General features: G+C 46.3%; 25 protein-coding genes. 18 read left to right on the top strand and 7 right to left on the bottom strand.

The genetic code is table 11. The annotated features are described in order from the left end of the window. Position 1: 1 nt before the first annotated feature. The 3 genes from RT269_RS05645 to RT269_RS05655 are packed head-to-tail and all read left to right on the top strand — an operon-like array spanning position 2 to position 2,806. A complete protein-coding gene (locus tag RT269_RS05645; RefSeq protein ID WP_313181138.1) occupies positions 2-841 on the top strand; it encodes a carbohydrate ABC transporter permease in 840 nt (279 codons plus the stop codon). A 16-nt stretch (positions 842-857) separates the two neighbouring features. Beyond that, positions 858-1,712, top strand: coding sequence for a class II fructose-bisphosphate aldolase (locus RT269_RS05650; protein WP_313181140.1), 855 nt, complete (start codon positions 858-860; stop codon positions 1,710-1,712). Beyond that, positions 1,709-2,806 carry an SIS domain-containing protein gene (locus RT269_RS05655; RefSeq protein WP_313181142.1) on the top strand — a complete coding sequence of 366 codons (1,098 nt, stop codon included), beginning with the start codon at positions 1,709-1,711 and terminating at the stop codon, positions 2,804-2,806. The genes RT269_RS05650 and RT269_RS05655 overlap by 4 nt, the downstream gene beginning before the upstream one ends. A gap of 92 nt (positions 2,807-2,898) precedes the next feature. On the opposite strand, the gene RT269_RS05660 is transcribed toward RT269_RS05655, so the two are convergent. From RT269_RS05660 to RT269_RS05680, 5 genes are read right to left on the bottom strand one after another with little or no spacing between them, the layout of a single operon-like run. Continuing rightward, complete coding sequence (locus RT269_RS05660) at positions 2,899-3,738, bottom strand: sugar phosphate isomerase/epimerase family protein (protein WP_313181144.1); 840 nt, start codon at positions 3,736-3,738, stop codon at positions 2,899-2,901. A gap of 24 nt (positions 3,739-3,762) precedes the next feature. Further along, on the bottom strand, positions 3,763-4,590 hold the full coding sequence (locus RT269_RS05665; RefSeq protein WP_313181146.1) for a carbohydrate ABC transporter permease: 828 nt from the start codon (positions 4,588-4,590) through the stop codon (positions 3,763-3,765). After that, the gene (locus RT269_RS05670; protein WP_313181147.1) at positions 4,590-5,480 is read right to left on the bottom strand and encodes a carbohydrate ABC transporter permease; all 891 of its coding nucleotides are present in this window, start codon (positions 5,478-5,480) and stop codon (positions 4,590-4,592) included. Before RT269_RS05670 ends, RT269_RS05665 begins: the two co-directional genes overlap by 1 nt. Before the next feature lie 50 nt (positions 5,481-5,530). Then, positions 5,531-6,793 carry an ABC transporter substrate-binding protein gene (locus RT269_RS05675; RefSeq protein WP_313181148.1) on the bottom strand — a complete coding sequence of 421 codons (1,263 nt, stop codon included), beginning with the start codon at positions 6,791-6,793 and terminating at the stop codon, positions 5,531-5,533. Between the two features lie 34 nt (positions 6,794-6,827). Further along, positions 6,828-7,853, bottom strand: a complete 1,026-nt coding sequence (locus RT269_RS05680; protein WP_313181149.1) for a Gfo/Idh/MocA family protein — start codon at positions 7,851-7,853, stop codon at positions 6,828-6,830. Positions 7,854-8,486: 633 nt separating this feature from the next. On the opposite strand from RT269_RS05680, the gene RT269_RS05685 reads away from it, so the two are divergent. Together RT269_RS05685 and RT269_RS05690 are read left to right on the top strand one after the other, a co-directional pair. After that, the gene (locus RT269_RS05685; protein WP_313181150.1) at positions 8,487-9,683 is read left to right on the top strand and encodes an ROK family transcriptional regulator; all 1,197 of its coding nucleotides are present in this window, start codon (positions 8,487-8,489) and stop codon (positions 9,681-9,683) included. A gap of 47 nt (positions 9,684-9,730) precedes the next feature. Further along, positions 9,731-10,789: a Gfo/Idh/MocA family protein gene (locus tag RT269_RS05690; RefSeq protein WP_313181151.1), complete on the top strand. Its 1,059-nt coding sequence runs from the start codon at positions 9,731-9,733 to the stop codon at positions 10,787-10,789. A gap of 240 nt (positions 10,790-11,029) precedes the next feature. Here RT269_RS05690 and RT269_RS05695 read toward each other — a convergent pair whose 3' ends face one another. Continuing rightward, a complete protein-coding gene (locus tag RT269_RS05695) occupies positions 11,030-11,284 on the bottom strand; it encodes a hypothetical protein (protein WP_313181221.1) in 255 nt (84 codons plus the stop codon). A 46-nt stretch (positions 11,285-11,330) separates the two neighbouring features. Here RT269_RS05695 and RT269_RS05700 point away from each other — a divergent pair, with 46 nt between their 5' ends. Then, complete coding sequence (locus RT269_RS05700) at positions 11,331-12,314, top strand: methyl-accepting chemotaxis protein (RefSeq protein WP_331664085.1); 984 nt, start codon at positions 11,331-11,333, stop codon at positions 12,312-12,314. A 105-nt stretch (positions 12,315-12,419) separates the two neighbouring features. Here RT269_RS05700 and asnA read toward each other — a convergent pair whose 3' ends face one another. Next, positions 12,420-13,427 carry an aspartate--ammonia ligase gene (gene asnA / locus RT269_RS05705; RefSeq protein WP_313181153.1) on the bottom strand — a complete coding sequence of 336 codons (1,008 nt, stop codon included), beginning with the start codon at positions 13,425-13,427 and terminating at the stop codon, positions 12,420-12,422. Between the two features lie 180 nt (positions 13,428-13,607). Here asnA and RT269_RS05710 point away from each other — a divergent pair, with 180 nt between their 5' ends. The 12 genes from RT269_RS05710 (at position 13,608) to RT269_RS05765 (ending at position 25,424) form a co-directional block, all read left to right on the top strand. After that, a complete protein-coding gene (locus tag RT269_RS05710; protein ID WP_313181155.1) occupies positions 13,608-14,696 on the top strand; it encodes an L-threonylcarbamoyladenylate synthase in 1,089 nt (362 codons plus the stop codon). Between the two features lie 129 nt (positions 14,697-14,825). Further along, a complete protein-coding gene (locus RT269_RS05715) occupies positions 14,826-15,320 on the top strand; it encodes a deoxycytidylate deaminase (RefSeq protein WP_313181157.1) in 495 nt (164 codons plus the stop codon). 1 nt (position 15,321) lies between these two features. After that, positions 15,322-17,082 (top strand): B12-binding domain-containing radical SAM protein, encoded by a 1,761-nt coding sequence (locus RT269_RS05720; protein ID WP_313181159.1) that lies wholly within the window; start codon positions 15,322-15,324, stop codon positions 17,080-17,082. Next, the gene (gene nth, locus RT269_RS05725; protein ID WP_313181160.1) at positions 17,082-17,759 is read left to right on the top strand and encodes an endonuclease III; all 678 of its coding nucleotides are present in this window, start codon (positions 17,082-17,084) and stop codon (positions 17,757-17,759) included. Before RT269_RS05720 ends, nth begins: the two co-directional genes overlap by 1 nt. Position 17,760: 1 nt before the next feature. After that, positions 17,761-18,468: a 3'-5' exonuclease gene (locus RT269_RS05730; protein WP_313181162.1), complete on the top strand. Its 708-nt coding sequence runs from the start codon at positions 17,761-17,763 to the stop codon at positions 18,466-18,468. Between the two features lie 185 nt (positions 18,469-18,653). Next, on the top strand, positions 18,654-20,144 hold the full coding sequence (locus tag RT269_RS05735) for a VanW family protein (RefSeq protein ID WP_313181164.1): 1,491 nt from the start codon (positions 18,654-18,656) through the stop codon (positions 20,142-20,144). Between the two features lie 18 nt (positions 20,145-20,162). Beyond that, a complete protein-coding gene (locus RT269_RS05740) occupies positions 20,163-20,747 on the top strand; it encodes an AIR synthase-related protein (protein ID WP_313181165.1) in 585 nt (194 codons plus the stop codon). Positions 20,748-20,821: 74 nt separating this feature from the next. Next, on the top strand, positions 20,822-21,304 hold the full coding sequence (locus tag RT269_RS05745) for an Lrp/AsnC family transcriptional regulator (RefSeq protein ID WP_025231079.1): 483 nt from the start codon (positions 20,822-20,824) through the stop codon (positions 21,302-21,304). Continuing rightward, positions 21,301-22,470, top strand: a complete 1,170-nt coding sequence (locus RT269_RS05750) for an aminotransferase class I/II-fold pyridoxal phosphate-dependent enzyme (RefSeq protein WP_313181166.1) — start codon at positions 21,301-21,303, stop codon at positions 22,468-22,470. The genes RT269_RS05745 and RT269_RS05750 overlap by 4 nt, the downstream gene beginning before the upstream one ends. Before the next feature lie 5 nt (positions 22,471-22,475). Beyond that, positions 22,476-22,970 carry a tRNA (uridine(34)/cytosine(34)/5-carboxymethylaminomethyluridine(34)-2'-O)-methyltransferase TrmL gene (gene trmL, locus RT269_RS05755; protein ID WP_313181168.1) on the top strand — a complete coding sequence of 165 codons (495 nt, stop codon included), beginning with the start codon at positions 22,476-22,478 and terminating at the stop codon, positions 22,968-22,970. A gap of 618 nt (positions 22,971-23,588) precedes the next feature. Continuing rightward, a complete protein-coding gene (locus RT269_RS05760; RefSeq protein ID WP_313181169.1) occupies positions 23,589-24,527 on the top strand; it encodes an ABC transporter permease in 939 nt (312 codons plus the stop codon). 27 nt (positions 24,528-24,554) lie between these two features. Then, on the top strand, positions 24,555-25,424 hold the full coding sequence (locus RT269_RS05765) for a carbohydrate ABC transporter permease (protein WP_313181170.1): 870 nt from the start codon (positions 24,555-24,557) through the stop codon (positions 25,422-25,424). Positions 25,425-25,439 lie beyond the last annotated feature (15 nt).

Genomic DNA, 25,439 nt, shown 5'->3' on the forward strand with positions numbered 1-25,439 from the left:
TATGAAACGAAACCGTACCTTAAACAACATTCTGAAGTATGTGGTTTTAGGCCTCATCCTTTTGTTTTTACTGTTCCCTCTGTTATGGGTTCTGATCACATCCTTTAAAACCAATATGGAGGCATACAAGTTTCCGCCTACCTTTCTGGTCGGGAACCCTACGGTTCAGAGCTACATCAATTTGTTCACCGTTGATAATGATTTCTTTACATATTATAAAAACAACTTTATTGTGGCGGGAAGCGCTGCGCTCATCACCACCTTTATGGCGGTCATTTCCGGCTATGCGTTGTCCCGGTTCCATTTTAAATGGAACAATTGGATTGTGGCTGCATTCACTTCCGCACAGATGTTTCCCGTGGTCAGCCGATTGATTTCCCTTTATAAGATCCTTGGAGATGTAAAACTGATTAATACGCACCCGGGGCTGATCCTGGCTGTTACGGCAGGTATGCTCCCGTTTACCATTATGCTCATGTCCAGCTTCTATGACGGGATTCCAAAGGAGTTAGAGGAAGCGGCCAGAGTGGATGGAGCGGGCAGGTTCGGAACGCTTTTTAAGGTCGTGGTACCGCTTGTAAAGCCGGGGATGCTGGCAGTGGGAATTTATGCATTCCTGCTTTCCTGGGATGATTATCTGCATGCATCGACCCTGATCCAGACAGATGACTTACGGACTCTGTCGGCAGGCGTTGCACTCCGCTATTTGGGCGAGCTTTCCTATGACTGGTCCCTGATCAACACCATTTCCATTGTGGGTACCATCCCTATGGTAGTGATATTTTTCTTCTTCCAGAAATATATGGTCAAGGGCCTGGTAGCGGGTGCAGTAAAAGGATAAAAAAGGAGAAAAAACCATGCTTGTAACAAACAAAGAGAATTTAATGAAGGCATCAAAGTCAGGGTATGCCATCCCGGCTCTCAATACCCAGGGAGGAAATTATGATATCATCTGGGCTGCCTGCCGGGCGGCGGAGGAGATGAGATCTCCGGTCATTCTTGCCCACTACGTATCCACAGGAGCCTATTCCGGCCACGACTGGTTTGTGGAAGTCTGCAAGTGGTGCGCGGGCAAGGTTTCTGTTCCGGTATCCATTCATCTGGACCATGGCGGGGATTTTGATATCTGCATGGAGGCACTGAAGCTTGGCTTTACTTCCTTAATGATCGACGGCTCGGAAAAGCCTGTAAAGGAAAATGCGGCTATGACCAACGAGGTATTAAAGGTAGCCAGATGCTTTGGAGTGCCGGTGGAAGCCGAAATCGGAGAGCTTTTGCGCTTAGATAACCTGGGAGGAGTGATGGAAAATAAGAATATTGTGAATCCTTGGGAAGTAAAGGCATTTTTAGAGCTGTGCCGGCCCGATTCCCTGGCCATCGGCATCGGCAATGCCCACGGATATTATAAGGGAGAACCGGACATCCATCTGGAGGTTTTGGAGGCAGTGAGAAAGTTTACGGATATCCCCCTGGTTCTTCATGGCTGTACCGGAATGAAAGAAGATATCATCAGAGAGGCCATAAAGCTGGGAGTGGCGAAAATTAATTTCGGCACGGAAATCCGCTATCAATACGTAAACCACTATGAGGAAGGTTTAAAGAATATGGATCATCAGGGGCATTCCTGGAAGCTGTCCCAGTATGCCAATAACAGGCTGACAGAGGATATTAAGGATATCATCCGCCTGGCAGGGTCAGAAGGGAAAGCATGATTCACTTTAGAATAAAAGAACAGTATGAGAGGAGTCTTGACATGGAAAAGAAAAACAGCCAGTTAACTTACGGCGAGGTATATAAACAGCCTGAGTCCTTTGAAGCGGTCAATAAGTCATTGGAGGATATTTACAGGGTCCTGGATCAGGCATTTGCAGAGGAATATGATGAACTGATCTTTACCGGCTGCGGCACCAGCTTTTATCTGGCCCAGGCTGCCGCCCATGCCTTTTCTGCTTACAATTGCCTTCCGGCTAAGGCCATGTGCTGCTCCGAGCTTTACTACTTCCCGGAGACATTTGTGAAAAACAGAAGGGTTCTGGTTCTTCCCATTACCAGGAAAAGCTATACCACTGAGGTCCGTATGGCGATTGACAAGGTGAGAAGCTTTCCCGGGGTTAAAACCCTGGCTATCACCTGTGACAAGGATAGTGCGGCCTATAATGATTATATGATCCTGTCTCCGGATACTGCCGAGGACAGCGTGATCATGACCCGTTCCTTTACCAGCATGGTTTACTTATCAGTGATCATGGCCATGTATGTGGGAGGTAAAAAGGATGAAGTGGCTGCAATGGCAGACTACGGAGACAGCGCAAGGGATGTCCTTGGGAAAATGGATGTCCTGGCAAAGAAAATCATCGGTGAAAACGAACATTTAAACCTGTTCATTACCCTGGGGCAGGGCATTTACTACGGGGTTGCCAATGAGTGCATGAACAAGATAAAGGAAATGGGAATTTCGAATTCAGAGGCTTATTACAGCCTGGAGTACCGTCATGGTCCCATGAGCCTGGTGGATGAGAATACCCTGGTCCTTTTCTTAAGTCATTCGAAAACCGTGGAAGAGGATGCGAAGCTCCTGGCCCAGATGAAGGAATATGGTGCGGTAACGGCGGCAGTCGGAAATACCGCTGCCGTGGATATGAAAGAGGCAGACTATTGCCTGGATCTGCCCTATGGGTATAATGACATGCAGAATGCGGCGTTAATCGGATTTATCGGACAGTTTATCGGTTATTACATTGCTGAGAAAAAGGGCATTGACGCGGATCAGCCAAGGCATTTGTCCCAGGCGATTGTTATTCAGTGATTTTTGTAATTTTAAAGAGATACAGGAATTCATAAAAATGGCTGCCCATGGCTGATTATAATCAGACAGCGGGCAGCTCTTTTCATGTAAATCTATTCTTCATTTATCAGTTGTTCCAGAAGATTTTTTGCCATGAGAATATCCTTTTTTTGCTCTTCGCCGGATATTTCCCGTTCTATGGTAATATCTCCGTCATATCCTATTTCTTTCAGCTTTGCCACAAAGGCGGGGTAATTCACTTTTCCTTCTCCGAGAGGAACCTCTTCGCCAAGCATATGACCGTCCGTAGGATATTTTCCATCCTTTCCGTGAATTCCCATCACGTATTCCCCGAATACTTCCAGGGCATCTACCGGGTTGGCTTTGCCGTACATGATTAAATTGGCAGGATCCAGGTTGATTCCCACATTGCCTTTTCCTGTTTCCTTTTCGATATCCTGTATGGCTCTTTTTAATGTGACCGGGGTTTCCTGGCCTGTCTCAAAAAGGAAATTCTGCTGATTCTTTTTACACTGTTTTACCAGCGTTTTTAAGCATGCCAGGACGCCCTGGTAATTGGGATCATAGGGATTTTCCGGCATGTAGCCCACATGGGTAGCCACATCCCGCACCTGTATCATGGCTGCGAATTCAATCCCTTTTTCCAACATCTTCATTCTCTCAAAACGGAATGTCTCTGGCACAAGACCCAGGGTAAGCTGACCGTCATAGAAATCCCATATTTTCGGGCCTTCCCAGCCGCACCAGAAGGCGGTAATATCCACTTTGTGACGGCCTGCTGCGGCAATTACCTTATCTGCAGTGTCCTCATTCATCAATTTCTGGTCCCAGCACACCAGCTGGCAGCTTTCCATACCCATAGAGCGCAGCTCCGCAAATCTACCATCCACGTCCGTATCCTGAAATAGTTCAACCAAACTTCCGATTCTCATAGGAAATACCTCTCTTTCTCTTTATCAGCCCTTGACAGCTCCGGCCGTAATGCCTCCCACAATATGCTTCTGCATGAAAACAAAGAAGATCAGGCTTGGGGCCATGGACATCACAATTCCCGGAAGGGCGTGTTCCCAGTCCGCCGACTGGGCGGAAAACTGCATGTAAAGCGCATTCTGGATGTTCATTGCCCGGGCATTCCCACCGACGATCAGCTGGTTGGTGATGATATCATTCCATGTGGCAAGAGTGTCCAGAACCACAACAGTTGTCAGTATGGGCTTTAGCAGCGGGAGAACAATGGTGAAATAGGTCCTCACCTTGGAAGCGCCGTCAATACAGGCGCATTCCTCTAGCTCAATGGGAACATTTTTTACAAACCCATGAATCATATAGACTGCCAGGGGCATACACAGCCCTGTACTTACCAGGATATATCCGATCTTATTCCCTGTCATGCCAAAACCTGCCACCAGCCGGGTCAAAGTGATCATGTAGGACTGGAAGGGCACCATCATTGGCATGATAATGAGTGCAAAGCACACCGCGGACAATCTGCCCTTTGTCCTTGCCAGCTTATAGGCTGCCATAGGAGCCAGCAGTGCGATCACGCATACCGTGCAAGCCGTATACAGCAGGGTATTGCTGATGAGCATCGGAAATCGGAATTTCGTCCATGTTTCCATGTACATATTCAGACTCCAGCTTTCAGGAAGGGCCAGGAACTTTTGAAGCATGTCGTTATAAGGTTTAAAAGAATTAATAAATATCAGAAGCAGGGGCATCAGCCAAAATACAGAACAGATAAACACAATAACGGAAAGCATGCTGATCTTTTTTATTTTTTTCATTACGCCTCTATCTCCTTACCCTTAGTTACCTTAAGCTGGACTGCAGTGATCATAAGCACGAAAACCACAAATACCAGTGACTTCGCGGTAGCCATTCCGTACCGGTTGTTGAAAAATGCTTCTTTATAGATGTTGTACGCCACGGAAATGGTGGAATTGGCCGGTCCGCCCTTGGTAAACACCATGATGACATCAAACAGTTTAAATGAGAATGTCAGGGAGGTAAGCATACAGATGGAAACTGCAGGCATGATAAGGGGAATGGTCACCCTTCTTAACACCTGGAATCTGCTGGCTCCGTCTATTTTGGCGGCTTCGATCAGTTCCCTTGGTACGGAAATGATGCCGGCAATATAATTCACCATATAGAATCCCAGATTCTGCCACACGGTCATGATCACGACTACGAAAAATGCCAGCTTCGACGAACCCAGCCAGCTCCAGTGAAACACCTCCCAGCCGGTTGCCTGATACAGAGCCTCAAACCCGGGACCAAGAATGAATTTCCAGATCAGGCTGATGGCCGTCAGGCTTATGATATAAGGTATGTAATAAAATGCCCGCCCCACGCTTGAGATTTTCTTTTCCTCCGCCATGACCAGGGCAACCGTCAGGGATATCGTGTTTACCGCCACTACAAAAAACACCGAGAACTTTAGTGTAAATGCAGCGCTTTTCCAAAACAGTGCATCATCTGAGAATATATTAACAAAGTTCTGAAGTCCCACAAACTTCATGTCCTTACTGATCCCATTCCAGTCAAAGACTGAGTAGTACAGGTTCATCAGAAACGGTACGTCTGTAGAAAACAGTACAAATGCCACCGCTGGAAATACAAACAATGCGAATATCAATAAATCTTTTGCTTTTCCTTTGTTTTTCACTTTCATCCCTCCTGGATTTCCATTTCCGTCAGGCTCCGGTTTCTAAAACTGAGGGATCAGTTTTTCTGGATCTGCCATCCCTTCTGGAACTCCTCAGTCACCTGCTGCGCCGTCATATCGCCTATCATATACGCCTGCATCGCAGGCCCAACGATATCAGAATATCCCGTAGGTGCAATGGTGTGGATCCAGCCGTTTGTCTTTCCGTTTTCTACGTATGATGACGCATCATTGGCAAGAGCACCCTTAACTTCCATGGTCGTCTTAGCTCCCGGAACGCCTCCTACGCCGTCGCACATCCATTTCTGACCTTCCTCTGATGTGAGGATATACTCCAGATATTCCTTTGCCAGATCCAAATGCTTGGAATCCTTATTCACGATATAGGTCCAGTTGCAGGAAGACAGCAGTGTGGCATCTTCCGGATTATCACTCACCGGGCAGGGAAGGAATGCCAGGCGGGCATCGGGGTTAAAGGAATCCAGGGTAGACTGGCACCAGTCGCCCATATGGATAATGGCTGCTTCTCCATTTGCCAGCATGTTTTCGCTTGTTTCCCAGTCGATTTCAAGCGGCTTGTCAGGACCATATTTCACAGCAAGATCCAGAAGACGGAAGAGATTCTGGAAATTCTTCATATCCTTAAAGGCAAGATCGCCGCTGTTTAATTTATCCACGACTCCCTTTGCATCCAGGGATTTATCCATTATAAAATGAGTGGATAGGTGATGAAGGACCCATGTTTCCTTTGCTGCCAAAGCAAAAGGTGTGATCCCGGCTGCGGACAGCTTTTCGCAGGCTGCCTCAAGCTCATCCATGGTATCCGGAAGTTCTGTGATCCCGGCTTTTTCAAACAGCTCAATGTTATAGATCAGGCCTAAATTCTCATAGGTCCAGGGCAGTGACATGATGTTCCCGTCCCCGTCTTTTCCCGTGTCCAGAGCTGCCTCCTTGAATTTGCCTAATACTTCTTTGCCCTCTGACCAGTTATAAGCATATTCATAATATTTCTGGGCTGCCGTACCGGATTCAACATCAAATACATCCGGGATATCTCCTGAATTCACGCGGGACTGTAGCAGCGTACTGCTGTCGTTTGCAGCGTGCTGTACTTCGATTTTAACGCCAGGGTGGGCTTCTTCGAACTTTCTAGCCATCTCTGCATACTCTTCTAGGCCGTATGCATGTGCGTCAAATACCTTTAAGGTGATTTCTTCCGCCGTTTTCGCCTGATCCTTTGAGACGCTTTTGCTGCATGCCGTAAGGCTGGGAACAGCCAATGCCGTTGTCATCAGGATAGCCAATGCTTTCTTCATCATAATTTTTCCTCCTAAAATATGAAAATTTTAATTGTTACCTTTTGTTTACATACGCCTTTGCCTGCTTCCATTCCCTGATCGCCTGGCGTACAGACTGGATGCCTTCCTCCAGGGGGGCGACTTCAACCGGTTTTCCTTCCTGGAGACATTGGATGAAATATTTTATTTCCGTATAATAAGGCCCCAGATTGGATATGTTGATTCCGGCAGAGTCATCGCTTACGTCATACTCCCGGTGGAGTTTCGGATGCTCGATCCTGCCGTCATTTTTATAAATGGTCAGAGGCGTTTCCTCCCGTCCTTTAAATACGACGCTGGCTTCCTCAAAGCATGCATGGAAGCTGGCCTCAAAAGGAAGAGCGGAGCTTATGTCCCATATTCCTTCCGTTATGGCAAAAACCTTGCCGAATTCATAGGCGGTAAAGATCTGATTGATCATGCCGCTGGAAAAGGCCGTGGCCCTTACATCAAAGGAATCCGGTTCTCCCAGCATATACCGGAGAAAATCTAAGTCATGTACATGGAGGTCCAGTACAACGGAACCGCTTTTCCCCTCCTCGTGGAACCAATCCTCATATCCCCAGGCGGCATCTCCGCTGACTCTCTGCATGGTGATGGATTTCAGTTCTCCAAACCTGCCGGTATCGTAGCACTCCTTTAAGTACCGGTATTCATCAAAGGATCTCACCACCTGACCTACCATAACCTGAACCCCATTTCTTTTCTGGGCTTCCATAAGCTTTCCGGCCTCTTCCTCTGTCAGGCATACAGGCTTCTCCACAAATACATTCATTCCCTTATCCATAGCTTCCAGAGCATGCTCCGTATGGAGATAGCTGGGGAGGCAGATATGGACGCTGTCCAGGGACTCTGCCTCCAACAGCTCCATGCCGGTTTTATACTGCCTTGCATTGGGCCATTGTATTGCTGCCTTTTTAAGAAATTCCGGCCTGCAGTCTGCAAGGGACGTTACTTCCACATTCATGTTTGCTGACAACGCCTTTAACGATAGGTTATGAGTCGTGCCCATTCCTCCGCATCCGATCAGTCCTACTTTCATTTCATCATCCTCTTTCATTAGTTTGTACAGTGACCTTACTAATATAATTTAAAATTAAAAGCCATTGGGATCAAATCGTTGAATTCCGGCTTTTGGTATCTACGAGTTATATTAATTTGTTGAAATTACAATAGCATTAAGCGACATATATGTCAATATATTTTTTGGATTCGTATAAAATAAATGTAATTAGTGATATTTATTTAGAAAATTAATTATTTATTTTATGAAATATTCATATAAAATGACGATTGGTCATATCAAGTTACAATTTATTTATACTAATCCTTATATTTATCATGGATAAAACCTCCTTTTATATAATGATTTTCAGGAATGAGGCTTTTCTCCGTATTTTTTTCGGAATTATTGCAACTATCTATATTTTGTGATACATTATTTGATAAGGTTACTTTACTAAATATGTGTTAAGGAGGTGGGGGTGCAGCTTCTAATGCAGCAGATCATGAGAAGGGGAAAGGTGTTGCAGTTGTTTTTAAGCCTAAAAGTCAGAAAAGGGCTCTGCCTAAGGAGAAGCCAAACTGCTATTCGTGGGATTTTCCAGGACTTCATGGGGACAGAGGCAGTTCAATCAGTAATTTATCATAACAAGCAAAGGACAGGCAGGAAATTATGAAACTTGTAAACCAGCAGTTAATTAAAAATACAAATCTAAAGCAATTGTACAATTCCATTTACCGAAACCCAGGGATCTCAAGAGCGCAGCTCTCAAAAGATTCTAATTTAAGTAAGACTGCAGTTTCCTCCCTGGTGGATGAATTGATTGCGCGCAAATTTGTATACGATTCCGGTGCCAGTGATAGTACGAATGTGGGCCGTAAGCCCAACAGTCTGCTGCTTCGTGCGGAACAGTATTATGTGGCTGTTTTCTTACTGGAGGAGAAGAGGTTGAATGCGGCCCTGGTGGATATCACCGGCACCTCTTCCTTTTGTGAACAGGTGGATGTTCCTTCCCTTGACAGCTACATTCTTCTGTGCCAGGAATACATTCATCAGACTGTGCTGCAGCAGATAAACAGGGAGCAGTTTTTGGGGATTTGCGTGGTGGTTCCTGCCATGATAGATCCTGACAAGCGGGAAATATTCGCAACAACACTGAACCTTCCGGAAAAAGATTTTGTAGGTCAGCTCCAGCGTGCATTCTCCGGTTTTCCGGTGGCTCTTCTAAATGATACGGCCTGCTTTGCTTATGCGGAAAAGGTTTATACTCAGATTACGGAAAAGGATTTTGCATTTATTAACTTCGGGAAAGGGATCGGCGCCACCTTATTCATCCACAATGAGATGCTGGGCCGTGCTTCTGCTTCCTACACCCAGTTCGGCCATTATTCCATTGACCCTAAGGGAGAGCTTTGCTCCTGCGGGAACCGGGGCTGCCTGGAGTTAATGATCGGGGAAGCGTCCTTAAAAGACCGTATTTCAAAAGCCGGAGGAAGTCCGGCTTTCAGGAGATCATCGGCCGTTACCTATGGGGATCTTGGTCAGGCCAGTGTATATGGTGATATGGTTTCCTGCAAAGTAGTGCGGGATATCGCTGATGAATTTTCCATGGCTTTATGCAATCTGATCTGTATGGTGCATCCGAAGCTGATTATCATCGGGGGTAAGGGAAAAGACCTTGGGCCTTTATTTCTCCAGGAAATCCAGGAATGCCTGCGTACCATGGGATTTCGCCGTATGGTGAACTCCGTCAGCGTTAAGTACAGCCTTCTGGATTCCAGCGCCCTTTATAATGGCGCAATGAAATATTTCTTTGATATCCATTACAATTTTACTCAGGATATGGCCGGAAGCTTTTTTATCGGCTGATGGGGTTTTCCGGCTATGTTGTTTTCTTATGAAACGGAGGTACGCCAATGGAAAAATTAAGAGCTGCAATTATGGGCTGCGGAAGAATCTCTTCCTGTTATGAAGATGCCTTTCGCAGACTTTCGGATTATGTGGAGTTAGTATGTGCTATTGATATTGACGAAGATAAGGCAAAAGCTTTTGGGGAAAAATTCAACTGCCATTACAGTACGGATTTAGAGTCCGCGCTGCAATACCGGATTGATGTAATACATCTGTGCCTTCCCCATTATCTGCATCCGGTCATGGCTGTAAAAGCCATGGAGGCAGGAATACATGTGCTCACTGAAAAGCCCATTGCTATTTCCCTGCAGGAGGCTGACAGGATGATGGAGGTACAGAAGCTTACAGGGAAAAAGCTGGGCGTCATTTTCCAGACCAGATATACAAAAAGTGTGGAGAAGTTAAAACAGCTGATTAGTGAAGGATATTTTGGAAAGATTTTATCTGCCCGGTCTTATCTCACCTGGAACCGCCCTGCCTCTTATTACGAGGGCTGCGACTGGAAAGGAACCTGGGATAAGGAGGGAGGCGGCGTACTGATTGACCAGGCCATTCACAGCATGGACCGTGTCCGTTACATGCTGGGCAGTGACATTGAATGGATAGAAGGAAGCGTTCACAACCACTGTCATGAAATGGTGCATGTGGAGGATGCCGCAGAAGCCGCTATAAGGTTTAAAAACGGCTGTATCTACAGCCTTTATGCCTGCAATTCCTATGCTTCCGACTCACCCATTACCATAGAGCTCCAGGGGGAAAAGGGACGCTGCGGCCTGATACAGGATATGGGCTTTTATGAAGCGGATGGCTGCTATACAGAAATAAGAAATACCTATGAGACCACAAACATAGGACCGGATTACTGGGGAAGCAGCCACCATCTTCAGATCAGGGATTTTTATGAATCGATTCTGCATGATGGACCTGTAGCTGTAGACGGGTCGGAAGGCAGGAAGACTTTGGAGATGGTTAAGGGAATCTATTTATCTTCTTTGGAAAAAAGGCGTATTTATCTGCCGTTTGAGGACGTGTATTATAAGGATTTGAATACGCAAAAGGTATGAAATACATACTTTCATTTGCTTTACTCTGCAAATGATCCAGTGCCCGTTCAGGGATTATGATTATGTATCAGTTGGAATAGGCACCTATGCAGCCTGCGCTCGTCCGTCATATTGTATTGAGTTACGTTCATATTTTTTATATAGATAAATTTATATAGATAAATATCGTAATTTTACTAAAATTATGCCGGAAACTGCCGATATAAACAATAAGTATAAAAACAAATTAAGGGGTGCGGCTCATATGGAAATACGGGATAAACAGGAAAGACAGAATTCAATTGCTCTTAGCAGAAGGCTGGCAATAGGATTCGGCATAGTGAACGCCATAACAGTTTTAATATCTTTGATAAGCCTTTTCACCATTTTCAGATCACATTCTGCAAACAGTGTTTCAACGGGAGTTTTTGCGCTTTCCTCGGCCGCAATACTTCTGCTTGCCATTCTATCTGCTGTTGCAAGTATCATAATATGCAGGGTCTTAAACAGAAGCATTGTGCGCCCTCTTAAAATTCTCAACAATATTGCACGGCAGCTATCTATGGGAGATGCAAGCGCAAACGTGCGGGTCCTCACAAAGGACGAAGTGGGAGAATTGATGGAATCCTTCAAGGCGATGGTGGAAAACACCAGGAGACAGGCTCAGACAGCCGAAGCAATCGCCCGCGGAGATCTGACTGTCGATGTGAAAGTTAATTCGGAAAAGGATGTCCTCGGCATTGCGTTAAGCAGCATCGTAGAGAAAAACAACCACATTCTGTCTCAAATATGCGATACATCGGGACAGGTTTTAAGCGGGGCCGGCCAAATATCCGAAGCAAGCATACGCCTGTCGGAAGGGGCGGGCCATCAGGCTGGATCCCTTCAGGAGCTGGCAGCAGCTGTAACGGAGGTGAAAAACCGGATCGGCTTAAGTACAGATCATGCAGCCATGGCTATGACATGTGCAAATGACGTCAGACACGGAGCCGTGGATGGCAACAGGCACATGGAGGATATGCTGAAAGCCATGGATGAGATCAACCTATCCTCGTCAAATATCTCAAACGTAATTAAGGCGATCGAGGATATTGCCTTCCAGACAAACTTACTGTCATTAAACGCTTCGGTAGAGGCCGCAAGGGCAGGCCAGTACGGAAAAGGTTTTGCGGTTGTGGCGGATGAGGTGCGGAGTCTGGCGGCCCGTTCGGCAAAAGCCGCAAAGGAAACCGCAGACATGATTGAAAACTCCATTCAGAGGGCCGAGCATGGAATGAAGATCGCAAAGACCACTGCAGACGCTTTTAACAAAATTGTAGGTGGGATAGAGCAGGTCGCCGGGTTGGCGGAAAAAATTGCCGGTGCATCGTCAGAGCAAGCTTCCGGTATCGCCCGCATTAATGATGAAATCAGCCAGGTATCCAATGCGGTGCAGGCAAATTCGGCAGCGTCTGAGGAAAGCACCGCCGCAACGGCTGAGCTGTATAAGCAGGCGGAAGCGCTGAAGGGAATGGTACAGACCTTCAAGCTGAAAACGCCCTGTTAAAGAGAACTGTCCATCAACTCTGATATAATTTACATAGAAAAGGGGTGTTGTTCCATCGCGATCAATTGCAATGGAACAACACCCCTTTTTATTTATCCGGTCGGCCTACAGCAGAATGATGTTATGCTTTCTGCATTCTTCCCGCATTTCCTTTGGCCAGATGCTGGCCTGAACTTCTCCCACATGGGCCCTGTCCAGAAGAAGCATGCAGAGACGGGATTGTCCGATACCGCCTCCGATGGTATAGGGCAGTTCTCCATTTAAAAGCATTTTATGGTAAGGCAGGTTTTTCCTGTCTTCGCAGCCGGCTTTTTCCAACTGGCTTGCCAGGGATTTTTCATCCACCCGGATGCCCATGCTGGAGATTTCCAGGGCGCAGTTTAAATTCTCAAACCAGAACAGGATGTCCCCGTTTAACTGCCAGTCATCATAGTCAGGTGCTCTTCCGTCATGGGGCTTTCCGCTCCCAAGCTTGTCCCCGATCTTCATGAGAAAGACGCAGCCGTATTCCTTTGTGATTAAGTTTTCCCGTTCCTTTGGGGTTTTGTCCGGGTAACGGTCCTCCAGCTCCTGGGAAGTGATAAAGGTGATGTCCTCTGGCAGATGCTTCACAGCATGGGGGTATTTGTACCAGACCTCGTGCTGCATGTGCTTGATGATCTTAAAGATGGTTCGGACGGTTTCCTTTAAGGTTTCTTCATTCCGATCTTCTCTGGTAATAACCTTTTCCCAGTCCCATTGGTCTACATAACAGGAGTGGAGGTTGTCTAAGTCCTCATCTCTCCGGATGGCGTTCATGTTGGTATAAAGGCCTTCCCCGGGCAGAAAGCCGTATTCATGAAGGGCCATGCGCTTCCATTTGGCAAGGGAGTGAACAACTTCAACGGTTTCGTCCGGAATGCCGGCGATATCAAACCGTACCGGGCGCTCCACGCCGTTTAAATCATCGTTTAATCCGCTGCTGCGCTCTACAAACAGGGGGGCTGAGATTCGTTCCAGATTCATTTCCTTACCAAGCTCTTTTTGAAACGTATCTCTAATGTATTTAATGGCCTCCTGAGTCTCCCGTACGGAGAGCTTGGGGTCATAGTTTTCCGGTATGATGATTTCCATGTGGTATTCCTCCCAAATAAAATGTTTTTATTATGGTATCATTAATATGAAAATCGTGCAACCATTGTTTTATCCTGAGTAACAGGAAGGAATGCTTTTGACAGGAAGCAAAAAAGTTGCATGGAAACTGGGCCTGTGATATGATAAATGGAAGTTATTAAAAGAAAAGAGCAAAGTAATATGAAGACAGAACGAATTATAATAGAAGATAAAGAGCAGCCGGAGGAAGATCTGTTAAAGAAGCCTGCGGAAATATTAAGAAACGGCGGTCTGGTGGCGTTTCCAACGGAAACCGTATACGGTCTTGGAGCCAATGCTTTTAACGAAGAGGCAGCGGGGAAAATTTATGCGGCAAAGGGCAGGCCCTCGGATAACCCGCTGATCGCCCATATCGCAGATTTTGATGATCTGCCTCCCCTGGTAACTGTCATACCCGAAGCAGGAAGACGGCTGATGGAAGCGTTTTGGCCGGGGCCTTTGACTCTGATTTTTCCGAAAAGCGAACTGGTTCCCTATGGGACTACCGGGGGACTTGATACGGTGGCAGTGCGCATGCCTGCCGATCCCGTAGCCAATGCTCTCATTCGTTTGGCCGGGGTGCCGGTGGCAGCGCCAAGTGCCAATACCTCCGGACGGCCAAGCCCCACTACGGCTGATCATGTATGGCAGGATATGAATGGAAAGATTGATATGATCGTAGACGGAGGAGCCGTAGGGATCGGAGTGGAATCCACGATCATCGATGTATCAGGGGACGAGCCTGTGATATTAAGGCCGGGAGCCATTACACAGGAAATGGCTTTTTCTGTTCTTGGACAAGAGGTCCCTCTTGACCCTGCCATTGTCTCAGGGCCTATGAAATCGGATGTGAGGCCAAAGGCCCCTGGAATGAAATATAAGCATTATGCGCCTAAAGCAGAATTAACTCTGGTAGAGGGCGAAACAGAGGATGTAATACGGACCATAAACCGGCTGGCAGAAGAAAAGCTTTCCAAGGGGTTCCGTGTTGGAATTATCTGTACCGAGGAAACGAAAGAGAGATATCCTGAGGGAATGGTACAAAGTATGGGATTACGTGCCAGGGAGGAGACCATTGCCCATAACCTTTACGGAGTGCTGAGGGAATTTGATGATCTGGAAGCGGATTTTATTTTTTCCGAAAGCTTCTCCAGAAACCATTTGGGACAGGCGATTATGAACCGGCTGACCAAGGCGGCAGGATACCATATTTTAAATGCAGGCTGTAAATCAGACTGTGTACATGATTAAGGAGAAAAGCGGATTGCGGATATCCGCTTTTCCAATTCAGAGGAGGAAATACCCTTAGGGTATCCCTGTACACCTGATGAAGCGGGGTGGGCCCTGCCCATAAAGCAAGGGCAAGAAGGAGGAAAACAAATGGCGGGAAAAAGAGAAGATTATATTACATGGGATGAATATTTTATGGGAGTAGCGGCTCTTTCCGCAAGGCGTTCCAAGGATCCCAGCACCCAGGTGGGGGCCTGTATCGTAAGCCGGGATAATAAGATTTTATCCATGGGTTACAATGGTTTTCCCATGGGCTGCTCGGATGATGAATTTCCGTGGGACAAGGAAGATGAGCAGGCGGATCCTTACAATGCCAAATATTTCTATTCCACCCACAGTGAATTAAATGCTATCCTTAACTACAGAGGGGGAAGCTTAGAAGGCAGCAAGCTTTATGTTACCCTGTTTCCCTGCAACGAATGTGCCAAGGCCATCATACAGGCCGGAATAAAAACCATCGTTTATGGTTCGGACAAGTATGACGGTACTCCTGCAGTCAATGCTTCCAAGCGGATGCTCAATGCGGCGGGGGTCCGGTATTACCAGTATCAGCCTACCGGAAGAAAGATAGAGATCGAGGTTTGAGATGAAATTTTTGCTGGTGGCGCTTAACGCCAAATATATTCATTCCAATCCCGCAATTTACAGCTTAAAGGCCTATGCGAAAGCCCATGTAAGAGAACCGGAACTGGAGGATGGAAGGTTTCAGATTGAAACGTTAGAATACACCATTAACAATCAGCCCGATGAAATCTTAAAGGATATTTTCTTAAGGAAACCAGATGCCATTGGGTTTTCCTGTTACATCTGGAACTTTTCCTATGTATTAGAGCTGATCCGGGACCTTCCGAAGGTTCTCCCTCATGTGGAGATCTGGCTGGGAGGTCCCGAGGTTTCTTATGACGCCCCTGAAATCCTTTGCCGGGAACAATCGGTTTATGGAGTCATGATGGGAGAGGGGGAGGAAACCTTTTCTGAAGTGGTGCGATGCTATCTGGAGAAGTGCAGGGGAAACCTTAATGAAAGGAGTTCCTCTTTTCAGGCTATAGATGGTACTGCCGTAAGAGATGAGGCAGGAAATGTGGCAGTGAATCCGCGAAAGACAGCGGTGGACATGAACTTAATTCCCTTCTTCTATAAAGATCTAAAGGATTTTGAGAATCGTATCATTTATTATGAAAGCAGCCGCGGCTGTCCTTTTTCCTGCAGTTACTGCCTCTCTTCTCTGGATAAGTCCGTGAGGCTGCGCGATAGTTCCCTGGTTTTAAAGGAGCTTAATGTGTTCCTTGAAAAACGGGTTCCCCAGGTAAAATTTGTGGACCGGACCTTTAACTGCAGCAGAAAGCATACCATGGAGATCTGGCGCCATATCATAGAACATGATAACGGGGTGACCAATTTTCATTTTGAGATTTCCGCGGATCTTTTAAACGAGGAGGAGTTAGAGCTTATGTCCCGCATGAGGCCGGGACTGATCCAGCTTGAGATCGGAGTCCAGAGCACCAACCGGACAACCATTAAGGAAATCCGCAGGACCATGGATTTGAAGCGTTTAAAAGAAAGGGTTGACAAAATTAACAGCTTTGGAAATATCCATCAGCATCTTGACCTGATCGCCGGGCTTCCGGGAGAAGATTACCAAAGCTTTCGTAATTCCTTTAATGAGGTATACGAGATGAAGCCGGAGCAGCTTCAGCTGGGATTTTTAAAGGTGTTAAAAGGTTCCTATCTGTGGGAAAAGGCAGGAGAATACGGGGTCGAGTTTAAACAGAAGGCGCCCTACGAGGTGCTGTCAACCAGATGGATTGACTACGGCGGGATTTTGAAGCTGAAAGCTTTAGAGGAAATGCTGGAGGTCTATGGAAACAGCGGACAGTTCCGGACCACCTTAAATGAACTTCTTAAAGAGTTTGAAACGCCTTTTGATATGTTTGAGGCATTGGCTGAATATTATGATAAACAGGGGTACTTAAGAATCAGCCATAACCGAATGGCCCGGTATGAGATCCTGGAAGGGTTCATTTACAGCCTGGTACCGGAAAAACGTTCCCTGTACCGGGATCTTCTGGTGTATGATCTTTACCTGAGGGAAAATTTAAAGAGCCGGCCTGTTTTTGCGGCAGACCAGGAGCCATATAAGGACCAGGTAAGGGCATTTTTTGAGGCAGAGGCAGCAGCTTTCCGGTATTTGAAGGAAGGTTACGGCGGTTATGAGGCCAGACAGCTTATTAAGATGGCTCATGTGGAGGTATTCCGGGACGGAAGGGCAGTTCTTTTTGATTACAAAAAACGGGATATCCTGTCTCATAATGCAGCGGCTTATGAAATCGGTGTATGGAGGAAATAATGGCAAAGAGAGAGACAAAAGCGGAACGTCAGGCCAGGGTATTAAAAGTGCTTGAGGCCCTTGACCGGGAATATGGAACGTCATATATATGCTATTTAAACCACGAAAATCCATGGCAGCTTTTAATAGCGGTCATTTTAAGCGCCCAGTGCACCGATGCCAGGGTGAACATGGTGACACCGGACTTATTTAAGAAGTATGATTCCCCTAAGAAATTTGCACAGGCGGATTTAAAGGAATTGGAGAAAGATATCCATTCTCTTGGTTTTTATCATATGAAAGCGAAAAACATCATATCCTGCTGTCAGGACCTGGTGGAAAAATTCGGAGGCGAGGTTCCGCGGACAATGGAGGAACTGACCTCTCTTGCAGGAGTGGGGCGTAAAACAGCCAATGTTATCCGGGGAAACATCTACCATGAGCCAAGCATTGTAGTGGATACCCACGTAAAGCGGATCTCCAGAAAGCTGGGCTTTGCAAAGGAAGAGGATCCGGAGAAAATTGAGTATGAGCTGATGAAGGTACTTCCAAAAGAGCACTGGATCTTATGGAATATTCAGATCATTACTCTTGGCAGATCCATTTGTATTGCAAGAAATCCTAAGTGCAGCCAGTGCTTTTTGGAAAAGCTTTGTCCCAGCGCCGGACTGGAACCAAGTCAGAAGAGGGAGGCTTAATGTGGTATCATCCTATATTGCCGTAGATTTGGAAACTACCGGTCTTGACCCAAAGCAGGATAAGATCATTGAAATCGGAGCGGTGAAGGTTATAGAGGGGCAGGTTACAGAGAGCTACGAAACCTTTGTTAATCCTTACAGGAAGCTGGAGCCTAAGGTAGGCATGCTCACCGGCATTACCAACCGCCAGTTAGAGGCTTCCCGGGGAATCGCAGAGGTGATTGGCGGATTCTTGGATTTTGCAGGAGACTTGCCGATTCTGGGACATCACGTAATATTTGATTACAGTTTTTTAAAGCGTGCGGCAATCAATGAGGGCTATGACTTTGAACGTCGGGGAATCGACACGCTAAAGCTTGCAAGAAGGTTTATGCCCCCTGATGAGAAAAAAAATCTAACAGCAGCCTGCGGATATTTTGGGATCGTTCAAACCTTAAGCCACCGTGCGCTTGCAGATGCAATGGCAGCCCAAAAGCTTTATCAGGAATTGGCAGAGTGGTATGAGAAGGAATCGCCGGAAGCCTTTGGCTCTCAGGCTTTGATTTATAAGGTAAAAAAAGATCAGCCGGCCTCAAAAAGGCAAAAAGAACACTTGCAGGATTTATTAAAATATCATAAAATAGTTTTATCTGTGCAAACAGAATATTTGTCCAGAAATGAAATATCAAGAATCACGGATAAAATCATAGCACAGTATGGAAGAATATAAGAGAGGTGATACGATATGATTAACTTCAATAATAAAAACAACAGAAAATTTTTATCAGTAGTTTTGATCCTAGTAGTTATTTTACTGATTGCTGCTATGGTGCTTCCTATGATGCTTCAGTTTCTATAAGTAATTGTGGGGGTGTATTGGCAGCGTACAGGCACAGCAGAGCATGAGGAATGATTATGAAAAAGAAAACTTTGTCCATGAGCCTGGCAGCGATCGTAATTGCGGCGGGAATTGGATTTCTTTCTCCCGCATATGCCATGGCTGATACTCTTCCAGATGGAATATATGTGGGAGAATATAATCTGGGAGGTATGACAGAAGAAGAAGCCAGCCAAAAGATACAGGACCTGGTGAATGAAATGGAAAACCAAAAGATAACATTGATCGTTGACGGACAGCCGGTGGAAACCATTGCAAAAGATCTTGGCTTCCATTGGAGCAACCCGGAGGCTGTGTCCCAGGCCGCATCTTCCTGGCAGGGAGGCAACTTGATCAAACGGTATCTGAATAAGAAGGATATTGAGCAAAACCATGTGATCATCCCTCTGGAAACAGCTCTTGATGATGGAAGTGTGGCGTCATTTGTGGCAGAAAAGTGTGCACAGGGAGTAATGGAGCCAAAGAATGCGTCCATTACCCGTGATAAGGGGGTATTTGTCGTAACTCCTTCTGCCATTGGAAAAACCGTTGATGTGGCGGCTACAAAGCAGGCTTTAGATGCTGCTCTTGCCAATGGGCTTAAGGAGCCGGTAACAGCCACTGCAGTGGTTGTAGAGGTAAATCCTGCAATTACCACGGATGATTTGATAACCATAAAAGATGTGCTTGGAACCTTTTCCACCAGCTTCTCTTCCAGCGGTGCTTCCAGATCCAAGAATCTGGAAGTAGGCGCGGGCAAGATCAACGGCCACGTACTGATGCCGGGGGAAACTCTGTCTGGTTATGAGTGCATGCATCCCTTTACCGTAGCAAACGGCTATGCAACAGCATCAGCCTATGAGAACGGCCAGGTTGTAGACAGCATTGGCGGAGGAGTCTGCCAGATCGCTACCACCCTTTACAATGCCGTGCTCAGGGCAGAGCTGGAAGTTGCCCAGAGGCAGAACCACTCCATGATAGTTGGCTATGTGAAACCCTCTGAAGATGCAGCCATAGCCGGTACGTATAAGGATATTAAATTTACCAACAATTACAGCACGCCTATTTTTGTTGAGGGCTATACTTCCGGAAAGACCCTTACCTTTACCATCTATGGGAAAGAAACCAGACCTGCAAACAGGACCTTTGATTTTGTTTCTGAGACCTTGAGCGTAACGGATCCTGGTGCGCCAAAGGAAATCGTGGATCCGGCCATGCCTCCTGGAAGCAGAAGCCAGGTCCAGTCTGCTCATAAGGGAATGAAGTCCAGGCTGTGGAAGGTTGTATATGTAGATGGTGTTGAACAGAGCCGGGAGATCCTTCATACGGATACCTATAATCCATCAAAGGCCATTATAAAGGTCGGGCCGGCCGCTCCTGCGGTTGCTGTACCGGCTGAAACTCCTGCAATTCCTGTGGAAACGCCGCCGGTTGTGACCCCGGAGGAGACAGTTCCTGCAGATACCGGAAGCGCAGTACAGGAAGGACCCCAGATACCGGAAGATGCCTCGTTAGAGGCAGGACCGTAAGCGCTGGCAGGTAAGCATATGAGACGGATCGAAAGGGAGAATACCGGAACCGTAAGGCCTGGGCAGGATCTTGTTATTGCAGGATATGCCGGGCTGTCCGGAACGGTGGAAACCGTAAGAAATAAACAGGAAGAATTATATCAATGGTTTTCCAGAGACTATGTAGACCGGATCTTGGAATCCGGGAACATGGAACTGGAAGGAGATTTTGAAAAGTGGAAGGAATTCGGTGCATCTGAATGTGAACCGGCAGGTGAGGGCGGAGTCTTAAAGGCTCTTTGGGATTTATCCGGCGCTTATATGACGGGGATCCGGTTTTCCCTTCTCAGGATTCCGGTGAAACAGGAAACCATCGAAATTTGTGAGCGGTACGATTTAAACCCGTACCGCCTTTTCTCGGCAGGCTGCCTGCTTTTTTCGGCTGATAACGGAGGGGATCTGGTACATGCTTTAAAAGAGCAGGGAATCCATGCAGCTGTGATCGGGAAAGTAACTGGAGGCATCAAACGGATCATTGACCACGGGGAGAGCGTCGGTTATCTTGACCGGCCCACAGAGGATGAACTTTATAAGGTTTTATGTCCAGAAAGCGTGGACAAATAATAAGGAACGCCCTGCGGGCATACCTCTATGTCCAAAATACATGGACAATGAATAAGGAAATCAGGAGGCAGGATATGAGAGAAAAAATATTGGCAATTATTGAAAAAAACAGCAGGATCGATTTAAAGGATCTGGCGATTCTTTTAGGGGAAAATGAGGCCGCCATTGCCAATGAAATCGCTGAAATGGAAAAAGAGCATATCATATGCGGCTACCACACCCTGATTAACTGGGATAATACCAGCGACGAAAAAGTTATGGCTCTGATTGAAGTTAAGGTCACTCCCCAGAGAGGCATGGGTTTTGATAAGATCGCGGAGCGCATTTATCAGTACAGTGAGGTAAATGCCGTTTATCTCATGTCCGGCGCTTTTGACTTTACGGTTTTCATAGAAGGGAAGACCATGAGGCAGGTAGCACAATTTGTATCGGAAAAGCTGTCTCCCATGGAATCGGTACTAAGCACGGCGACCCATTTTGTCTTAAAGAAATACAAAGATCATGGAACCGTTCTTGCCGAAGGGACAACCGATGAAAGGATGTTGATTACGCCGTGAGAAATCCATTATCAGATCGGATCGTAGAGATCCAGCCTTCGGGAATCCGTAAGTTTTTTGATATAGTAAGTGAAATGAAGGATGCTATTTCCCTTGGAGTGGGGGAACCTGATTTTGACACGCCCTGGCATATCCGGGAGGAGGGGATTTATTCCCTGGAAAAAGGCCGTACGTTTTATACCTCCAATGCTGGTCTAAAAGAATTAAAGCAGGAGATATGCAGCTACTTAAGCAGGCGCTTCGCGGTTACATATGATCCCGACCACGAAGTAATAGTGACGGTGGGCGGCAGTGAGGCCATTGATATTGCCCTCCGCGCCATGTTAAATCCCGGGGATGAAGTTTTAATCCCTCAGCCCAGCTACGTTTCCTACGTTCCCTGCACTATTCTGGCAAATGGCGTTCCGGCCATCATTGACCTGGAAGCAAAGGATCAGTTTAAGCTGACAAGTGAAAAGCTGCTGGAGAAGATCACCCCAAAGACCAAGGTACTGGTGCTTCCATTCCCCAATAACCCTACAGGAGCGGTTATGAAGGCGGAGGAGCTGGAGGAGATCGCTAAAATCGTCATAGAGAAGGATCTGTTTGTGATTTCAGATGAGATTTATGCGGAGCTTACCTATGGAAGCGACCATACTACCATTGCTTCTTTTCCCGGAATGAGGGATCGGACCGTACTCATCAACGGCTTTTCAAAGTCCTATGCCATGACCGGCTGGCGCCTTGGCTATGCCGCGGCTCCGAGAGTGATACTGGAGCAGATGTTAAAGATCCATCAGTTTGCCATTATGTGTGCGCCGACTACCAGCCAGTATGCCGCAGTGGCGGCTCTGCGTGACGGAGATAAGGACGTTCAGATGATGAGGGAATCCTATGACCAGAGGCGCCGTTATCTGATCCACGCGTTTAAAGAAATGGGAATGGAGTGTTTTGAGCCTCATGGTGCATTTTATACCTTCCCATCAGTCAGGCGGTTTGGAATGACTTCTGATGAATTTGCTACCAGGCTCCTTCGGGAAGAAAAGGTTGCGGTAGTACCGGGTACGGCTTTCGGAGATTGTGGAGAAGGATATCTTCGTATTTCCTATGCATACGCTCTTAAGAATCTTAAGGAGGCCTTAAGCCGCATGGACCGATTTGTCAAGAAACTGGATGGAAAGGCGTAAGAGGTATGAATATTGTATTATTGGAACCAGAGATGCCGGCCAACACCGGAAATATCGGCCGAACCTGTGTGGCCACAGGGACGAAGCTGCATCTGATCGAGCCTCTGGGCTTTAAACTGAATGACAAACTGATTAAACGGGCCGGGCTGGATTACTGGGACAAGCTTGATGTAAAGGTATACAGCGATTATCAGGATTTTCTGAACCGAAACCCTGGAGCGAAGATCTACATGGCTACCACAAAGGGGCTTCATGTCTATTCCGATGTGGAGTATGAACCCGACTGCTTTCTCATGTTTGGAAAGGAAAGCGCCGGGATTCCGGAAGAGGTCCTGTTGGAGAATCAGGAACAGTGTGTCAGAATCCCTATGTGGGGTGATATCAGGTCTTTAAATCTATCCAACTCTGTATCGATCGTGCTTTATGAGGCGTTGAGACAGAACGGATTCGAACGTATGACCATGACGGGTGAACTTCATCACCTTCAGTGGAAGGAATAAAAAAATACCGGTACAGTTTTTCTTGTCTGTCTAGAGGAAAAATGTATCGGTATTTTTTTATGCACCATTTGTAAGCAAACAAGAAGTCCTTGATCATGGTGATTCCTCTATCACTTTTTTCAATTGCGATTCGACGAAATTCGTCAAGGGAAAGGTTTGGTTCATTAAAATCATCTGCAGTGGATTGGCCCCCAGGTACCTTGATGATTCAATATTTTCATTATTTAAAAGACTCGAAATCGGGCGGGGTCGGCCTGGTTACGAGTCTTTTTAAAACAGAGTTTTCCTATCCCGACTACAGTAAATACTATCGCGATTTAATGTGTGAGCGGATTATGAAGAGTACAAGCTTAATGATTTAGAAATATCAAGAAGATGAAAATGGAAAGCAAAAAGTCACTTTTCGCAATATCCAAGTATGGATAAGAATAGATAAAGAAATAAAGTTTATATATAATTTACATAAAGGTTTCTGGGTAAATGGAGTTTGTATGTAAGATATTACCATATATTCATTTGCACCAGGAAAAACACTATATTATGGTGATGGAGAGATATAGTGGCGGTTACTCCGCAAGTTTTGCAAAACACATAAAAATACATGAGAAGGAGGTTGTTATGACTAAGGAAAGAGTTGTAAGATCGGGGAAAATGTACCTGTATTTAAAAAGGTACTGGGGGCTTTACTTATTGTTGTTATTGCCGATTACATATTTTATCGTTTTTAAATACATACCTATGACTTACATCCAGATCGCTTTCAAAAAGTATAACATTATGCAAAGTGTATGGGAGATGGAAAACGCGAAACAAGGCGGCTTTGAATACTTTATCAAGGCATTTGCCAATCGGGATTTCTTTTATGCGGTGCGCAACACACTGCTCTTGAACTTCCTGGATTTGCTTTGCGGATTTCCGGCGCCGATTATCCTGGCACTTTTGCTAAATGAGCTGGCTTTTAAGAAATTCAAGCGCCTGACGCAGACCGTGGTTTACATGCCGCATTTTCTGTCATGGATTATTATTTCCGGCATAGCACTTCAACTCTTCGCTCCTACTGACGGTCTGGTAAATAATATCATCACCGCCGCAGGAGGCCAGCCGGTCCATTTCCTGGATGATCCTGCCCATTGGGTGGTTATGTACGTGATATTGGGGATCTGGCAGAGCGTAGGCTGGAATACAATCATTTATCTGGCGGCCATCACCGGTGTTAATCCTGAACTGTATGAAGCGGCGTCTATCGACGGTGCGAACCGATTAACGCGGATCTGGCACATTACGCTGCCCAGCATAAAACCAACCATTATTGTACTGTTGATCATGAATTTAGGCCGTATCTTAGGTAGCGAGTTTGACCGTCCCTACGCCTTGGGGAACAATCTGGTGACAAGTGTGGACAATGTAATCGCCACCTTTGTTTATACCAACGGCATACGCGGTTCACAGTTTTCCCTAACCACTGCCGTGGGACTCTTCCAGTCTGTGATCTGTGTCATCTTCCTGCTGGTTTCTAACTCTCTGGCTGAAAAATTCGGTGAGCAAGGGGTATGGTAAAGAGAAACGAAAGGAAGTAAATAAATCATGGTAAAAAGCCAAAAAACAAAATTTATTGATTATCTTATCGCCGCTGTCTGCGGCCTGATTATTATCATCTGCCTGCTTCCGATTATCCATGTGGCGGCGCGTTCGATCAGTTCTCCTGAGGCGCTTATCAGAAAAGAAGTGCTGCTGCTGCCGAAAGGGCTGAATTTTGATGCATACGTCAAGGTCCTGGGCGACTCAAAATACATCTGGTCTCTGTGCTTTACAGCAATCTTGACCATTGTCTGCACCTTTGTGAGTATGTGTATGACAATCTTTTGCGCTTATCCTTTTGTCTACAAGGACTTAAAAGGGCGCAAGGTTTTAAATGCTCTGATTATTTTCACGATGTACTTCAACGCTGGGACCATTCCGAACTATCTGCTTTTAAAAGATATCGGCCTGTTGGAAAATCCGTTGGTATTAATACTTCCGAACTGCCTGAGTGTCTTTAATGTTATTATTATGAAGAGCTTTTTCTATGAAATTCCTGAGAGCTTACGGGAGGCGGCGCAGATAGAGGGGTGCGGAGTGCTGCGCACGCTATGGTATGTATACCTGCCGCTGTCCAAACCGGTCATGGCGACGCTGGCCCTTTTTTACGCCGTGGGCCGCTGGAATGGATTCTCCGATGCCCTGATGTTTATCACCCGCCGCCGGGATCTGTTTCCCATTCAGCTTCTCTTATACAATCTGCTGAAAAATGTGTCATCAATAGAAGCGGTCTCAGAAGGGTTCACGGTGCCAGGGGTCTCTGAGTCTGTGAAGGCTGCCACTGTGATGATCGCCATGGTACCAATCTTAGCGGTCTATCCGTTTTTGCAGAAATACTTCATCGCCGGTGTCACATTAGGAGGCGTGAAGGGTTAATTAAGCAGGAGCTTG

Source organism: Lacrimispora sp., from assembly GCF_032078915.1.
Classification (GTDB): domain Bacteria; phylum Bacillota; class Clostridia; order Lachnospirales; family Lachnospiraceae; genus Lacrimispora.

What these genes read in the sequence shown, in the direction of transcription:
- RT269_RS05645 (WP_313181138.1), top strand. Translation starts at nt 2, where the DNA reads ATGAAACGAAACCGTACCTTAAACAACATTCTGAAGTATGTGGTTTTA.
- RT269_RS05650 (WP_313181140.1), top strand. Translation starts at nt 858, where the DNA reads ATGCTTGTAACAAACAAAGAGAATTTAATGAAGGCATCAAAGTCAGGG.
- RT269_RS05655 (WP_313181142.1), top strand. Translation starts at nt 1,709, where the DNA reads ATGATTCACTTTAGAATAAAAGAACAGTATGAGAGGAGTCTTGACATG.
- RT269_RS05660 (WP_313181144.1), bottom strand. Translation starts at nt 3,738, where the DNA reads ATGAGAATCGGAAGTTTGGTTGAACTATTTCAGGATACGGACGTGGAT.
- RT269_RS05665 (WP_313181146.1), bottom strand. Translation starts at nt 4,590, where the DNA reads ATGAAAAAAATAAAAAAGATCAGCATGCTTTCCGTTATTGTGTTTATC.
- RT269_RS05670 (WP_313181147.1), bottom strand. Translation starts at nt 5,480, where the DNA reads ATGAAAGTGAAAAACAAAGGAAAAGCAAAAGATTTATTGATATTCGCA.
- RT269_RS05675 (WP_313181148.1), bottom strand. Translation starts at nt 6,793, where the DNA reads ATGATGAAGAAAGCATTGGCTATCCTGATGACAACGGCATTGGCTGTT.
- RT269_RS05680 (WP_313181149.1), bottom strand. Translation starts at nt 7,853, where the DNA reads ATGAAAGTAGGACTGATCGGATGCGGAGGAATGGGCACGACTCATAAC.
- RT269_RS05685 (WP_313181150.1), top strand. Translation starts at nt 8,487, where the DNA reads ATGAAACTTGTAAACCAGCAGTTAATTAAAAATACAAATCTAAAGCAA.
- RT269_RS05690 (WP_313181151.1), top strand. Translation starts at nt 9,731, where the DNA reads ATGGAAAAATTAAGAGCTGCAATTATGGGCTGCGGAAGAATCTCTTCC.
- RT269_RS05695 (WP_313181221.1), bottom strand. Translation starts at nt 11,284, where the DNA reads ATGCTTCTGTTTAAGACCCTGCATATTATGATACTTGCAACAGCAGAT.
- RT269_RS05700 (WP_331664085.1), top strand. Translation starts at nt 11,331, where the DNA reads ATGGGAGATGCAAGCGCAAACGTGCGGGTCCTCACAAAGGACGAAGTG.
- asnA (WP_313181153.1), bottom strand. Translation starts at nt 13,427, where the DNA reads ATGGAAATCATCATACCGGAAAACTATGACCCCAAGCTCTCCGTACGG.
- RT269_RS05710 (WP_313181155.1), top strand. Translation starts at nt 13,608, where the DNA reads ATGAAGACAGAACGAATTATAATAGAAGATAAAGAGCAGCCGGAGGAA.
- RT269_RS05715 (WP_313181157.1), top strand. Translation starts at nt 14,826, where the DNA reads ATGGCGGGAAAAAGAGAAGATTATATTACATGGGATGAATATTTTATG.
- RT269_RS05720 (WP_313181159.1), top strand. Translation starts at nt 15,322, where the DNA reads ATGAAATTTTTGCTGGTGGCGCTTAACGCCAAATATATTCATTCCAAT.
- nth (WP_313181160.1), top strand. Translation starts at nt 17,082, where the DNA reads ATGGCAAAGAGAGAGACAAAAGCGGAACGTCAGGCCAGGGTATTAAAA.
- RT269_RS05735 (WP_313181164.1), top strand. Translation starts at nt 18,654, where the DNA reads ATGAAAAAGAAAACTTTGTCCATGAGCCTGGCAGCGATCGTAATTGCG.
- RT269_RS05740 (WP_313181165.1), top strand. Translation starts at nt 20,163, where the DNA reads ATGAGACGGATCGAAAGGGAGAATACCGGAACCGTAAGGCCTGGGCAG.
- RT269_RS05745 (WP_025231079.1), top strand. Translation starts at nt 20,822, where the DNA reads ATGAGAGAAAAAATATTGGCAATTATTGAAAAAAACAGCAGGATCGAT.
- trmL (WP_313181168.1), top strand. Translation starts at nt 22,476, where the DNA reads ATGAATATTGTATTATTGGAACCAGAGATGCCGGCCAACACCGGAAAT.
- RT269_RS05760 (WP_313181169.1), top strand. Translation starts at nt 23,589, where the DNA reads ATGACTAAGGAAAGAGTTGTAAGATCGGGGAAAATGTACCTGTATTTA.
- RT269_RS05765 (WP_313181170.1), top strand. Translation starts at nt 24,555, where the DNA reads ATGGTAAAAAGCCAAAAAACAAAATTTATTGATTATCTTATCGCCGCT.